This window comes from Salinibaculum rarum, from assembly GCF_030505615.1.
In the GTDB taxonomy this organism is placed as follows: Archaea; Halobacteriota; Halobacteria; order Halobacteriales; family Haloarculaceae; genus Salinibaculum; species Salinibaculum rarum.
In genome coordinates this window covers 286,198-300,683 of record NZ_CP129994.1, presented here as the reverse complement: position 1 = coordinate 300,683, position 14,486 = coordinate 286,198, and the positions used below count along the sequence as shown (strand labels likewise).

Sequence of the window (14,486 nt, the reverse complement as noted above, 5' to 3'; positions counted from 1 at the left end):
ACAACACCAGTCACACTACAAAACCATGGGATACCGAGCTCTCGTTCTCTACGAAACTGATCCGCGAAAAGCACCCAGTATTACTGGACCTAGCATTGACACGCCAACCCGCGACGCGCCCGATGAATACCGCGTCGCACTCCACAGTCAGAACGGCGCACTCGGCCTCCGACTCATCGATGACATCACAACTGGGTCACGATTCGGCCAGAAAAACCCGCCTGAAGCCGTCATTGGCGGTTCTGTGACCAGTTACATCGATGACGAAACCGAAGTTGACGCCACATACGCATTCACTGATGGTGAACCGCGAGACGTGAATCCGAACGCAGTCATCGCTGAGCACCTCACTGTTGAAGACGCTATCCACGAGCATCTCTCCTTCGGGCACTACGAGGCACTCTATCTCGTTCACAGCAACTTCACAGTTGATGCGTATCGTGTTCTCAGCACGCGCTTCCCAGCGGGTCTTCTCCCAAACACTGACACGACGTCAACAGTTGGAGAAGGCGTCCTCTATTCGCCGCGAGAACCGAGCGAAGAAGCATACACCGCGCTTGAAGGGTGGTACGATGGGCTTCGGCAGGCAACCGCAGCACGTGTTCGGAACAATGAATTCACTCAAGACGAGGGGTGCGAGTATCTACGCCGTGCTCTCATCGGGCGTCTCGACGCTGCAACCGGCGTGACGATTCCCCGATTCTCTCCGTACCACATGGATAATGTCGCACCACGATACGTATTCGCGCCTGATGAAGGACTCGAAGACGTGCAGCTGTGGGAAGCAACAATGGAAGACCGCAACATCGATGATGAAGAGAGCAACGACCGTGATCAACGGACGATGAAGGACTTCAAGTGACATCCTCGCCCGTCGTGAACGACGGGGTTCCTACAGGCCGTGGGAGGAAGTCAACACCACAGGCGACAGGTCTCACGAGCCTCCGCAAGTCAGCGTGGCGCCGCCGGCCACACGCGGAGGTGGTGGCGGCGCCACACACCCTGTATGGCCCGTACTTTGGGAACCAACACTGATTCACCATGACAACTTCAACTAACATCCCGCCAGAAACTAGCACCGAGCATCCAAACGGTACCGCCGAGGGAGTTTCCATTGAACCGCATAGACAGTGTGAAAATGATACTTGCTCAACCCCAGCTGCGGAAACTAACCTCGTTATCGTAACAAGTGCTGAAGTGAACGGTGAACTCCATCATAACTGGGGGGTTCACTTCTGTTCAATGGAATGTCTCACCGACTTCCTTAACCAAGAATTCCCTCTCCATCCGAATCGCGCAGCCCTTGATATCACTGTCTACAAACCAGATATATGACCGTCATCGGTTTCTTTTTGTCGCCACCCAGCACGGAGTCACACCGCTTAACGTGTCGCGCTAGTGCCGCGCCCCCTTGGAGAGTGCCCGGTATTGCACGAGCACAAAGCGCTCTGTGCACACCGGGCGACACCTAAAAGAGTCGAGAGAGGGGCGCGGCGCGCTCGGAAACCACTGGGTGGCGAGCGCGGCCTGCCACAGCACCCGTCTCGGCGTCCGGTGATAATCACTAGGATGCCAACCTGGCACTGGTCGGCTTGCCGGTGATGTTCGATGATCCCAACACGACTTCTCACGTACACGATCCGCGCAACGTCAATTGAAACAGCCTGTGCCACTGCGATAGAATACGCAGCAGACATCTTGGAGACGACAGATGCGACATTCGCTCGTATCTGTAATCCGCCTACTTGTGATGGATTCAACGATACCTCCACGATTGGAACCATTCCAAGTACGTACCGCCGAATCTCCAACCCAGGAATCATCCCCCTAACAGAACCGCCTCGAAACTCCGAGACAACTAACAGCGACGTTGAAAGGTATTTCGACGCGCTCACAGCAACGAACGACCAACTCGTGGCACTCCAAGAAGCGTTCCGAGCACAGACAACCCGCAAGATTCCGACTGCGATCGGCGCTGCTTGCGTCACAGTCGCACTCTCTCGTACATACATGCGGTACCGGCACGCCAAACACCAATCAATCACACCGCCACTCAATGAACTTGCTGACCCCGAACACTGGTACACTGGCACCGGGCAGAAAGATTTCCACCCGGATCTCACCGCTGAAATGGCAGCACTACTCTCAACTCACACCACTCGAGAAACTCTTGCAGACTCTCTCACCGATCACCTCCCGAACCATCACCTCTTCATTGATGATACACCAGTCGTCACGCTCGGTGACTACATTACCAGCATCACTGAGAGTCCGCAACGCGACTCCAAATGGTTCCTCGTCCCGGTTGATGTCGGCATCGGCACTGGAGGTGAATGATTTATGCAGACGGTTCAAGCAACTATCCAAGAACGCCCCGGAAACCCCCTTATACTCGATGGTTACTGCGGACGTGGCGGGGTCGGGTACGCAATGGCTGAACTCGGATTCAATCCAATCGGCATCGACAAAGAAAACTTCTGTGCTGACTACCCCGGTGCATTCATCAAAGCTGACCTCAGCGACCCAACTGCACTCCCCGTGACTGCTTCACCAGACTTACTCTGGCTGTCACCTCCATGTCAAGCGTATTCGAAACTTACAAAGAGTGAATACGACAATCCGCGTGAGGAATACCCCACGTTTGACGACCTCAACGTGCGACGCGTCATCGACAGACTCGACCCAGACGAATACATAATTGAAAATGTAGTGACATGTGAAGATCTGGAAAATCCAACCAAGCTAAACGGCCGCGCGTTCGGCTTACAATTCCACCAAGAGCGATGGTTTGAAACCAGTTTCCCGATACCATCACACGTTGAACATCCGCAAGGAGGCGGCGATCAGTGTAACATCCCGATCGGTGGGTGTCGTGGTCGGAACGACCAAGAAAACCGGAAACACCGATTAGCAAACGCGAAAGGCATCCCCGCAACATGGGATGAATCTCACGTCATCGCAGCAATCCCAAAACAGTACGTGCAATATCTCCTCCACTACTGCCCAACAACACCACATGTTAACCTGCCAGACGGTGCGCCGCAACAAACACAACTCGCTCAATACTGATCACGGCAAACTCCCAAAAGCACGGTAGCGAAATGAGGACTCACTGAGCCCACCGCAGTGGGCTCAGCTTGCGACGAGTGGTGCGCCGCGGGGGCCCTGATGGTGCGGCGCACCAGGTAACACAATGGCTTCTAAACCATCTACAGAGCAAGACGAATCGCAGAATCCGCAGAATAATCCGACAGTCAAGGTCACGCAACCATCATCGGGTTGGATTGAACTCGACATCGATGGTGTCACCGATGGAAGCATTGCAATTGATTTCACATCTGGGCATCCGGAACTCATATTCGAAGTAAGTGACGCAGATCAAAGCAACATTCGAGAAGTCCATCACGAACCGGGGACGCCAGCTGGGACACAGTTGTATGCCGCCCCACTTCCCGTTACAGCAGACACCGGGATTGACTTACTGAACAATCCAACCGCAACAACTGAAACCTGCACACACCAAGCGACTGACTCGACAGGTACCGCGGCACCTGCCCCGCCAAAGAAACTCCTCCCCTTCCGCTGGTATGGCGGGAAGCATTCATCGATAGACTTCATTACACAGCACCTTCCTCACCGTGAAACCTACATCGAACCATTCGCTGGCAGCGCGACAGTCCTGCTAAATCGAAAACCAAGCAACGTTGAGGTCCTCAACGATATCGACAATGAACTAATCCGGTTCTTCCGTGTTCTCCGTGAACAACCCGGCAAGCTAGTAGAATCACTTGCACTAACACCGTTCTCGCGTGCAGAACTCGAGACCGCAATCGAAACCAGTGCTTCACCAACTGAGCAGTCCGACATAGAATTGGCTCGCGCATTCATGGTGAAAGCGGGACAAACTAGAACTGGTCTGGCACAGCAAGCAACACCTGGCCGGTGGGCATACACTACGACAACCAGTCGGCGTGAGATGGCCAGCAGCGTCTCTCGATGGTATGGACGACTCCAACATCTTCCAGCGGTCGCTGACCGACTTCGTCGCGTTCAACTCGAAAATAGAGACGCTGTCACAGTCATCGAAACGTACGCAGATGCTGACAGCGTTATCTACGTTGATCCACCATACCCGCCAAGCGTCCGAACCGACGCAAATGCGTACGCGTACGAATTCGACACTGAGGATCACCGCGAACTCGCACAGGTACTCAAACAAACAGAAGCAGCCGTCGCAATCTCCGGGTACGAATGCTCTCTCTTCGAAGAACTCTACGAAAATGCAGGGTGGTACAAACGAACAGCCGAAGAGAAAGTCCTCGCAGCTGGTGATGGGAAAACAGAACGAGAGACACTCTGGATGAACTACGACCCGGACGAACTCCAAGAAACACACCAAGACCAGACTTCGCTCAGTCACTTCTGACGTCACCGGCGCTCTTCACCTGTTGAAGAGCGCCAATACGAGTGACGGCACTTCAGGTGAACTGCGTGCCGTCCCAGGGACGCACCCTGGACACGCGGCACCGCAAAGTAACCATGACTAAGTCACATCTCCCATCCCACGACGCGTACCCGTACACGCTCGAAGTGGATGACCTCCGTGATGAATCGCACATTGAAACGAACATCCCGTGGTGTACCCATGGATACGCTCGCTTCCTCCTGAAACGCGAAAACGCGTCTTTCCCCGTCGAAGTGGAATCCGTCCAGGAACAGACACGACCTACAACGCCCGGATGGGAAGAAGGCCCGAGCATTCTCTGGGATTTCATCGAGAAGATTCGAGACAACTACTACGAGGCAAAAATCAATGATTCATCGGAACTCCCGATTCGTGTCGTAACACATCGAATGAGCGCAGCTGATGATTCGCCGCTTGACGAAACCTGTGAAGTGTACTTCCGAGGCCCAGACGGCTGCGAGTACGTGATGTGGCACAGTGATGAACTGTACCATGTCCAAGATGATGGCGACGTCGCAATACGGTCTGAGTTAATTCAGAAGATTCTGGTTGCAGTCGCCGATGCCTACGAAGATCCCGAGAAGTTCGCCGAGATGTTCGGACATCTCCGGACACAACTCAAAGACTGACTGCTAGCGCGCCGGCCGCCCACTGTTCAGTCCTAGGCCAGACATGCCAAGGCATGCTGGCCGAATCATCTCGGAAACTACTCACGAAGGTATTAATGGAATCCGGGGGCGGCCGGGCGGGCACAAACCGATGAGTGCAGCCCGCCCGGCGCAATCCCCTGTGGGCGGGGTGCAGGATATCGAAACCATGGCATACGATCACACAACGACATCGAATACGGTCACAGTGACCGACCGTAGCGCAGTCAAATCGCTCATCAACGACTACCGATGGCCAGTCGATCTCAATCTGAAACTAACGCAGGATGGTGAACTGTCGATTCGCGGGTACCGACCGTTGATGTGCTACGGTCACAACGACGATGAGGAAACTGGCGATTCCGTAGCACAAGAACCACGACTACCGGAGTTCTTCGAACGGCTCTCACCGTATATTCGAGATGGCGATGAATTCTTTGTTCAGGATGTTGCTACGCTACGTCTTAACGAGCCGGTTCATGCTGAAGAATGGATCGTGACTAGCACCACAATCGAACAACACACGCTCCCGCATTCACCGTAGTAGTCTCTACAGGCAGGTAACTGCGCACTCTGACAGTGAGGAGACCGCCAGCACTGCGAAGGCGAACGCGAAAAACCTCCTTGTCCATGATATCACTCCAGGAACGCTGTTCAGCCATCACAAATTCCCGGACGAAGTGGACATCAACGACGGGATGTCTGCGGCGCCAGCAGCAATCGACTCGGACCGGGGTGAGGCGTTCCTCAATGACGCCTTCACACGGAATCGGACTGACTTCGAATCAACGGTCAAAGAGATTCAGACAACGGTTGCTGAGTCGGACGAGCTTCTGGAGCTGTTCGACGACGCCATGTACATCTTTACGACTGGTACGGGACTGGCATCCGGACACGCGATGAGTTCGAACAGCAGATGGAACTCCTCTCTACGGAAGAACAGGAGAATCTCTGGATTGTCCCAGCGAGCCTCCACTCCTGAGCGGGTCAGTCACGACCTGTGACTTTCCGGATGCATGTTGACCCGAATGGGCCAACGTCACCATGATCGACGTCCAGAAAGTATCCCGTGGACAGGTCGGACCCGCATCGTTCACAGCTGAAATCGCCATCTTTCGTCACGATCGTTGTATCCAACTCTCCGGTTGCGATTGGCGCAGACCCCGTCATGATGATGCGGTCCTCGTCGCGCTCAATGATACCGCGGCGGTCTGCTGCGTCAAGAATCTCTCGGGTTCGGCGAGGGTGACTGGTGACATGTTCGATGCGGTCCACGGTTTCTGCGATTGTGAGGGTATCCTCATCAACGAGTCGTAAGAGGTCAAGAGCGCGCTCGACCAACGCGTCGCCCTCACACTGACTCATGGACAGAGCTACAGGTGCGGACGTGTTCAACGTTGGGGAATTGCGCCTGTGCACCCGTGGAATGATACCCGCAAGGGACAGTCCCGGCACGTGTTGACGTCGCCGCTTCCCAAGGGGGCGGGACGTCAGACACGTGGCCGCGGGTCTGGGGACATCACTACGGGTGCGTGGGCGCGGCGGATCAACTACGGGTAAGTGCGTCCGCCGCGCCGAACGCGGTGGCCCAGATCCAGTATGACTGAACACGACTTCCCCACAGTGAGCTACCACGAAGTGTATCACGTCGGTGATCTCAATGCTGAACGGGTGAAACCGCGGTTTTCCCACGAGGGTAAAGCACTCTCAGTGAGTCAGCATCCGGATGCTTGGCGGCAGATCGCATCTGGTGTCGGCGGGACCAACTATTGCCTCATCCATCCTGATACACCGGTTTTCTATGATTGTGAGCCGGGTGGCCCGCCCCGTGGATACGTTCTCAAAGCATGCGCTGATGCCGGGTTCTTTGATCTTGTTTCTGGGGTGAAGGTATCCTGGGACGAAGAAGATCCCTCGAGAGGCGGGCCGAATAAGGAACCGCCTGTTGTCACCAAATCAGTGCGAACGGCGACTCAAGAAGCAGCTGAGGAGCGTGTCCCACTTCACGCAGAGAATCCTCGGTTTGAGGATGTTGAGGTTCCGGTTATTGCAGCTCGTGGGGAATCATACTGGAGGGACGCATTCAGTAGTGACCCGAGTGCTGCGAGTGTTGGCGACCTCCAGCTGTTGTCGCGGGTGTGGTTCGCTGAGATTCATGACCTGATGGGGTTCTGGAATCACACAGAATATGCGCCATATGATTACTCTGCGCCGTGCGGCGCGATTCGACAATCCCGACTCAACGAATGGACGATCACGCCGACGCCAACTTCGGATTAGTGCCGGCGGTCGTGAGTGTAGAGACTCCCGGCACAGTCACACGGTGTGCTTCCGCACGCGGGACACGGTTCGTGCCCGACTTGTGTGGCATATTCCCAGTAAGTGTCGCTGTAGTACTGTTGTTCGTAGTCGTGGGCTTCGAGAATACGGGCTGCGGTTGGGGCGGTGTGTTCCCAGACTTCTGCAACGATCACGTCGACGCCGTCATGTTTGTAGAGTTGCGTGGTGAGTTCCCGAAGTAGTTCAGTTCCAATGCCACGGTGTTCGAAAACGGGTTTCACGCAGGCGATGTCAGCATATGCGATTGTTGCCGTTGAATCGAGGTTCACTTGGTCGGCAACCCAATTGTACGGGATGCTGAGTTCGCTGGCAAGTGTCCCGATGTGCCCGGCGGCGAAGCCGGTGAATGTACCGGTGTGTTCAGCGATGCGACCGCAGTATCCAGGCGTGTACGCGGCGCAATTTCGGAGGAGAAATGGGTCTTGGTAGCCGTCGGCCATGCGGTCTACCCAGAGATCAAGACAGTCAGTGATGTCTCGTGGGCCGAGTTTGTGTGTGGCTATCTGGAGGGAATTCCCCATCTCTGCGCGGATATTGTGGCGTGAAATATTTAAAACATTGCCGGTCACATTGCCTGCGGAACCGTCTCCGCACCGGTCTGCATCTCAGTCTGCACAACAACCGCCGCAGCAGTGTACACAATCTGCGTCGCTTTCTCATGACCCAATGGCCCCGGATTCACAGTACCAATCGTCTCTCCATCTTCGATCGTGTCCATTTCCGGTGACGCCATCGCCTCCGAAATCTGCACTGGCATAAAGAACTGTCCCGCCTGCGGGACGAACCCTTGTAAGACAAACACATACCCGCCGGTTTGCGGATGCTCATCAACATACCCGCCAATCTCATACATATCACCGACAATGTCACGAAGATGGGAAACAATCCAATTCGCATCTTCGTTGAGCGCAGCAATCTGCTCCGCATCAAGCTCCCAATCCTGGTTTTGCGACAAGTCAATCGACGGCGCACCGGCACCTGCGTGACCAGTCGCTGACTGACGATTCTCGTACACACACCATAGTACGAGCGCCACTCAGAAAAATATTACAGAAATACGGGGCACCACCACAGACACAGTTTTCTCGATGCCTAGTATTCTTTTGCACCGCGACACTACCAAACAGTATGGAACACCCGCATTTCACCGACAACTGCACTCTGGATGTCACCAGTGGCGAACTCAGCTGCGATAACCTTCACCGGTTTCGTGCACCGAGACTCACCGACACGAACGACCAAATCGAAGTGACATGCCAACTCCAGTCACACACTGTGAATATTTCTGCCCTCCCCGACAACACACTCATCACACAAACGCGACGCCTGTACGAGCGCGACCACGACCGCCCTGAACTGAAAACCCGTCTGCGGACTGCTTTTGAGCAACGCGACCTCGAGTTTCCTGAAGACCCCGAAAACGTGACGTGGTTCGTTATTGAGCTCACGGAAGTAGAGACTCGTGATCTCGAACCCGGGGAATATCCAGAAGCCTACCAGATGAGTCGATCAATCGAATCTGACGAGAATGATGACATGAATATGCGCGCCATGAAGATTTCCGACTGGGCACTCCGCAACATTCCTGACGAACTTGCTAACCGTGCGGTACCGCTTGAAAATGCTGCCTACGACACCTCTTTCTTCGGTTGACTTCCACCCCGCGCTGAAGCGCGAGGGTTTCTCCTTGTATTTCCGTAACCAGGCAATATGCCGGGCGGCCGGGCGGTTGATGACACTGGGTGCCGAGACCAGGAGGGGTCTCGACACGCACTCGTGCAGAAAATCGGGAAATCAACGGACTGCGCCGGGCTGCCGGGCGGCGCACAGCCAAGAAGAGTGGTTGCGCCGCCCAGTAACACACCCAGACCGAGTCACTCCTCGCAGTGTCGGTGGCGGAACCAAACTAAGAGTGGTACTATGACAACTCAACCCAACTACGATGAGATGAGCATCGAACTCAAAATGAATCCAGACGGTATAGTTCTTGACATCTACGCACACACAGAGGAAAAGTGGTGGAATTTGTACTCATACGCCCGGAGCTGGGATGAACTCAACACTGTCCAACCACCAGCCATCTCAAAAGCAGAAACAATATGGAGTGAATCCTACGACATGACACCTCTCGATGAGTGACCTCCTCCTCGCCGTAAACGGCGAGACTTCCCGAAACCGCACCGCAAGCATAGGAAAGAAACTACTGTCACAGAAAATTGCTAACACTTCTTCTAACACTTCTTCTCAATGTTCGCAATCTGCGGCATTTGAGCCCGGGTATGGACTCCCAGCAGGCATGTCTCATGAAACAGCTGCTCAACTAGAAAAAACCATCTGCGAAGACACAAACGACTCAGAGAACTCTCAGACTGTCCCTGACCGGTGTTCGCGTCCAAGTGCGTTTGAACCCGGGTATGGACTCCCAGCAGACATGTCCGATGAAACCGCGAACAAAATTGAGGAAACTACCTGTGAAAACACATCCGAAAACACAGGTGAACGCAACCACACTCTCCCAGAATGAATACGATGTGCGGTCGCCCGAGAGTGTTCACATATGGGCGACCGCACTGTGCACACGACCGGGTCACCGCTGACGCTCACCCGATTAGAACCTGGGTGGAACCGCCTTGCAAAAGAAGATCGGCATTCAACTGTCGCGCATTTTGTTGACGGGTACGAACGGCGCTCCGACAATGCAGAACTTCTTGTGTGGAGTGGGATACCCGTCGTGTACGCTGTTGATCCTGATGGAGAGACACACACCGATGAAGAATCAATCCGTCACGCCGATCAAAATAGCGACTGGGAGCTTAGAGAAGGTGCTGACATTGAAGGATATGATGAACAAGGCCCGGCAGATGAGTATCGATATCTCGTCGTCCTAAAAAGAGGTGATGAGAAGTCAGCAGTGGCAAGTGAGCTATGTACAACTCACAGCGATGTGGCGGAAACTGTTAACCTGTTCCTCAAGACAGCCTCAGAACGCCTCACCGAGTGAGGGATACACCATCATCATTCTCTTCTTTTTTGTTTCAGTAAAACATCCAGATGAACCGTAGCGCGTGCCTGCTTTTCAACACCAAGAGAAGAGTCTCACCGTTCACAGCGGAGAGGATGTCAGTTCTGGTCTCGCACCCCTGTTCTGTTGTGCTGCCGCATTCCGCCAGAATTCACCCGCGAATTCGGCGGGAATGCGCCGAATCAAAACCACGACATCTGAAAGGATTTCGGAAATCCTCGGGGTGCGAGCGTGGCCATCAAGTGGCATGTGCAGGCCACGCTCGCCCAAGAGTTCCGGTTTCTCTTGGAGTGGTCAAAAAGAGGTGTACACTGGAAATGAGTTATTCTCAATCGATGTCAGAACTTGTTGAATCGTGGATGAATACTGTGCCGCGAGCCGCTGCGCGTCTATCCGACCAAATAGACGGTAACAAATGGTGTCGATGTGATGTTGAAGACTCTCTCACTGACCTTGTAGTTACTGCTGAGGAAATATCGTGTTCGTGGATGCCTGGTGAGGTGTGCCCAGCGTGCGGTGATGATGAAGTGCTTCGGTTCGTGTCGTTTGCAGAGTTAGCTCGACATGCTAACGGGGAGCGGCACTTCGCTGATGGGAGTGCTGGAAGTCAGGTGTTCGGGTACATGTGTGGCGCATGTGACACCGTGCTACGTGTCTCACCGGCAGGATTATTAGTCCCTCGTGGTGGGATTGGTGCAGAAGATCGTGTTTCTGATTCGCTCAGTACCGTGTTAACTCAGAATCATCCTTCGACGGATTGGACTCCTGGAACTGAGTGTCCGGAGTGTGGGAATGCATACATCGGCGAACAGCCGGTTGATGTGGAATATTATACGTCGGCGGGGGGAGAGTTCTCTTACGTGGGGACAGGTGACCGTCTTTGCACAGTTGTACATTGGTGTGACGGGTGTGGGCAGGACTTAGGAGCACTGGATGCCGGTGTCCTCATGGAATTTTTCAAAATGTAGCGCGCATTACTGCTGAGGTTTAACTGGTTATTTGTAGCTATTCCGGGATTATAAATAGGGAAGGTTTATATGTGAATAACTGGACGTGTTATTTGAGATAACTATGGGAGCGTCTAACTCACCAACGGATGATTACAACGGTGAGTCCAGGAGCACCGCAGTCTACACTGGGTGTCAACACCAAACGCCAATAGCAATGGGAAGAGAAATCGTAGACGGAACCTCATATCTCTACGAATTTTGTCCTTCTAACCCAAACACGACAAAAGTCGGGGAAAGCCCAATTACAAATAACAGACAAACACACACACTAACACTTCTCCAAGAGAGACGCGCGCCACGCGAAAAACCAGCTCCCGGAAGCGACACCTACTACGTTCACGTTAACACTCTCGATGCAGGAACCATCGACCTTGTCAGCCACCGCACTGGGAGTACAACCCGGTTCAAAAAGCACACAGTCTTCCCACTCACATACCGTGAAACACTCACAAAAGCCGGGTACGACATTCTAGACCCTCTTGACAGCATCACCACGGACACGCTCAACGAACTCACCGACTGGCTCACCGCACAGGGAGTCGAAACAAAACACCTAGACATCTCACTGAATCCAGTCGAAGCACGAATCGAAATCCACCCAGTGCAGTTCCTCACTGGAGATGCATGGGACACCTACATCGAAGTGATGCGAAAATACGACATGATCCACTTCGACAACACCAAAGACCTCCATTACATTCCTGACAACGCTCTCGCCAACCTCCCGAACTTCCCAAGAACATGACCCGCCCCTCTACCTACTCGAACAACGGGTTGCAGAGACGGGAGGCGCGGGCGCACCACAGTATGAAGTGAAGTGCGCCCCGCTCCAGGCTCCAGTCCCGCGGGGTCCCTCACACACGTAATTCCCAGACCCATGACCAAGACAACCTCGAGCAGTGACACTGCACAGTTTCTTCACGATAACCCGCCAGAAGACGTTGGCGCCACCCTAAATGACGACGAGCAAATCCAGGCTTGTCTTAATGCGACCGTTGAATACTACCACGAAAACCTCCCTGACACCATCGCTAGTCTCATCACTGAACGATGGGGAATCACTCGTGACACCATCCGCGATGTCAACATCGGGTACGTCGACGGCACAAACGACCTCATATCACACCTCCAAAAACAGGGGTTCAGCCCGCAAACAATTCTCCGAGCTGGCGTTGCTACGGATGGTGTTCTCAAGCACGTCTACTCGTGTGACCCCAGCGACTGCCGGCACAATTTCCCCACTCTTGACGAGATTGCACGCCTGCGTGAACACGGCGAAATTCAACCTCGTGACATCGATTTGGAGGCCGTGATTACGTGGGCAGACACTAACGACCAGCTGTGGATGCGTGACTGGTGGGATAACCGCATCGTATTCCCGTATCAAGACGGAGACGGCGCATACCGGTATCTTATCGCTCGCCGCACCAACCGGACTGACGATCGTCCCGGGAAATACATCAAACAAACCGTGAAGAAACCCTGGGTGAACGACAATGTCGTCTCCGAACCATTGTACGGAGCGTACACAGTTGCCAATAAGAAACCACTCATCATCACTGAAGGAATCACAGATGCCATTATGGCACACCAACACGGGTATCGCGCTATCACGCCCGCAACCACGCAAGTCAAACACGACGACCTCTCAAAGCTCGTGCAGTTCGCCTCGCAAGCCGACCCAGTGTACATCGTTAACGACAACGACACCGCTGATACTGGACTGAAAGGCGCTGTCACGATGGCTGCACACCTCGATGTTAACGACATCGAGAGTCACATCGTAGAACTCCCACGCGGCAACAACGATGCCATCGATCTTGCTGCGTTCCTCCGTGATGCCAACCCGGAATCTCTTAACGAACACTTCGATACCGCAGTCCGTGCCACCGAACATCCAAAATACGAGGAATACGCGCCAACTGAAACCGCTGACACTAATCAGACCAACACCGGTGTCAAAGTCGCAGAAACACGCGGGCACATCGAATCACGCATCGAAGATACCGATGATATGGATTCTTCCTACGGGAGTGCAGTGTTCACACTGTCTCTGAATGATGTCTGTGAAATCTCCGCAGGATATCGCGGCGACAATCCACTCGGACACGTCGGCGTGAGTCACTCAAATTACTTCTCAGTGTTCAAAGAAGCCACCTCGAATGGACCGCGCCTCCGCGCGTACGACCACAAAACAGACTACGGATACAATGCACTGACGTGGCTCGCTTGCGAGTGTGGCGTTCGACCCACGGACTCGCCTGGTGGGTCACTCTCCCGACGAGAAACGTGGGCGGTCTGGAAATATGCGAAAGAACAACAACTCATCCCGCATGACGACCCCATCCCGGCAAAAGCTATTCTGCACGTTGCCGACGAATACAACATTGTCTCGCCGTCCGATATCCCAGAAAGTGACGATGGACGTCTTGATGAAACTGACTACGATAAAACGCTCACGTTCATCGATGACGACCTCGGAATCCCGCCTGGCCGCCCCACCATCACTAACTAACCCACAAAGCCAATTCTGCGGATTCCCACCATATTAGTGCGTGACAGCACTATTCGTCAGTGATGGCAAAAGTCAGTGATGGAGCGGCATTCCTCCACGATCACGTCCGAGAACTCAAACTGCAAGGCGCAATCGATGAGAACACCGCTGCGGATCTCACGGAACGAATTAACACGATCCAACGCGACATCGAACGATTTCACGAAAAAACGTAGCCACCACATCCCCCTCCGCCTCATCCTCCAGTTCACTTTCCAAGCACGAACAACACGGCGAGTCTGCGCGGACGACCTTTCAAGAGACGCTGTGATGTACACTCACCGGTTCAGCTGAGTGTACATCTCACAGCTGAGGACACCACCTCAAAGGTGGTCGTCCGCGTGACCACACCACGATGGAGTGGAGTCACGCGGGTTGACCGTTCCCGGGACCGCGACCCTCAACGCGCAAACTGTTGAGTACATCTTGGGATGACACGAGCAACACC

Annotated in this window: 17 protein-coding genes; 14 read left to right on the top strand and 3 right to left on the bottom strand. The window is 54.0% G+C overall.

All coding sequences use genetic code 11. The features are described from left to right. Positions 1-25 precede the first annotated feature (25 nt). The 7 genes from QYL91_RS16930 to QYL91_RS16900 all read left to right on the top strand — a co-directional run bounded on the left by QYL91_RS16930 (position 26) and on the right by QYL91_RS16900 (position 6,116). Positions 26-862: a DUF6735 family protein gene (locus tag QYL91_RS16930; protein ID WP_302083020.1), complete on the top strand. Its 837-nt coding sequence runs from the start codon at positions 26-28 to the stop codon at positions 860-862. Between the two features lie 746 nt (positions 863-1,608). Then, entirely contained in the window at positions 1,609-2,337 is a 729-nt protein-coding gene (locus QYL91_RS16925) for a hypothetical protein (protein ID WP_302083018.1), read from the top strand. A gap of 93 nt (positions 2,338-2,430) precedes the next feature. Continuing rightward, complete coding sequence (locus QYL91_RS16920) at positions 2,431-3,069, top strand: DNA cytosine methyltransferase (protein WP_302083016.1); 639 nt, start codon at positions 2,431-2,433, stop codon at positions 3,067-3,069. A 124-nt stretch (positions 3,070-3,193) separates the two neighbouring features. Then, positions 3,194-4,426: a DNA adenine methylase gene (locus QYL91_RS16915; protein WP_302083014.1), complete on the top strand. Its 1,233-nt coding sequence runs from the start codon at positions 3,194-3,196 to the stop codon at positions 4,424-4,426. A gap of 113 nt (positions 4,427-4,539) precedes the next feature. Further along, a complete protein-coding gene (locus tag QYL91_RS16910) occupies positions 4,540-5,094 on the top strand; it encodes a hypothetical protein (protein WP_302083012.1) in 555 nt (184 codons plus the stop codon). 130 nt (positions 5,095-5,224) lie between these two features. After that, positions 5,225-5,656 (top strand): hypothetical protein, encoded by a 432-nt coding sequence (locus QYL91_RS16905; protein ID WP_302083010.1) that lies wholly within the window; start codon positions 5,225-5,227, stop codon positions 5,654-5,656. Between the two features lie 136 nt (positions 5,657-5,792). Next, positions 5,793-6,116 carry a hypothetical protein gene (locus QYL91_RS16900; protein WP_302083008.1) on the top strand — a complete coding sequence of 108 codons (324 nt, stop codon included), beginning with the start codon at positions 5,793-5,795 and terminating at the stop codon, positions 6,114-6,116. Here the strand turns inward: QYL91_RS16900 and QYL91_RS16895 are convergent. After that, positions 6,100-6,477 (bottom strand): DUF5830 family protein, encoded by a 378-nt coding sequence (locus tag QYL91_RS16895; RefSeq protein WP_302083006.1) that lies wholly within the window; start codon positions 6,475-6,477, stop codon positions 6,100-6,102. The two genes, QYL91_RS16900 and QYL91_RS16895, sit on opposite strands and share 17 nt — an antisense overlap. A gap of 234 nt (positions 6,478-6,711) precedes the next feature. Here QYL91_RS16895 and QYL91_RS16890 point away from each other — a divergent pair, with 234 nt between their 5' ends. Then, positions 6,712-7,392, top strand: coding sequence for a hypothetical protein (locus tag QYL91_RS16890; protein ID WP_302083004.1), 681 nt, complete (start codon positions 6,712-6,714; stop codon positions 7,390-7,392). On the opposite strand, the gene QYL91_RS16885 is transcribed toward QYL91_RS16890, so the two are convergent. Both QYL91_RS16885 and QYL91_RS16880 read right to left on the bottom strand, forming a co-directional pair. Further along, a complete protein-coding gene (locus tag QYL91_RS16885; protein ID WP_302083002.1) occupies positions 7,389-7,973 on the bottom strand; it encodes a GNAT family N-acetyltransferase in 585 nt (194 codons plus the stop codon). The genes QYL91_RS16890 and QYL91_RS16885 overlap by 4 nt on opposite strands. 44 nt (positions 7,974-8,017) lie before the next feature. Then, positions 8,018-8,467: a hypothetical protein gene (locus QYL91_RS16880; RefSeq protein WP_302083000.1), complete on the bottom strand. Its 450-nt coding sequence runs from the start codon at positions 8,465-8,467 to the stop codon at positions 8,018-8,020. Between the two features lie 113 nt (positions 8,468-8,580). Between QYL91_RS16880 and QYL91_RS16875 the strand changes: the two genes are divergently transcribed. The 6 genes from QYL91_RS16875 (at position 8,581) to QYL91_RS16850 (ending at position 14,214) form a co-directional block, all read left to right on the top strand. After that, complete coding sequence (locus QYL91_RS16875; RefSeq protein WP_302082999.1) at positions 8,581-9,105, top strand: hypothetical protein; 525 nt, start codon at positions 8,581-8,583, stop codon at positions 9,103-9,105. Positions 9,106-9,399: 294 nt separating this feature from the next. Beyond that, positions 9,400-9,591 carry a hypothetical protein gene (locus QYL91_RS16870; protein WP_302082997.1) on the top strand — a complete coding sequence of 64 codons (192 nt, stop codon included), beginning with the start codon at positions 9,400-9,402 and terminating at the stop codon, positions 9,589-9,591. A gap of 418 nt (positions 9,592-10,009) precedes the next feature. Beyond that, positions 10,010-10,453: a hypothetical protein gene (locus tag QYL91_RS16865; protein ID WP_302082994.1), complete on the top strand. Its 444-nt coding sequence runs from the start codon at positions 10,010-10,012 to the stop codon at positions 10,451-10,453. Positions 10,454-11,545: 1,092 nt separating this feature from the next. Continuing rightward, on the top strand, positions 11,546-12,229 hold the full coding sequence (locus tag QYL91_RS16860) for a hypothetical protein (protein WP_302082992.1): 684 nt from the start codon (positions 11,546-11,548) through the stop codon (positions 12,227-12,229). A 132-nt stretch (positions 12,230-12,361) separates the two neighbouring features. After that, positions 12,362-13,999 carry a toprim domain-containing protein gene (locus QYL91_RS16855; protein WP_302082990.1) on the top strand — a complete coding sequence of 546 codons (1,638 nt, stop codon included), beginning with the start codon at positions 12,362-12,364 and terminating at the stop codon, positions 13,997-13,999. 62 nt (positions 14,000-14,061) lie between these two features. After that, entirely contained in the window at positions 14,062-14,214 is a 153-nt protein-coding gene (locus QYL91_RS16850; protein WP_302082988.1) for a hypothetical protein, read from the top strand. The last annotated feature ends 272 nt before the right edge of the window (positions 14,215-14,486 follow it).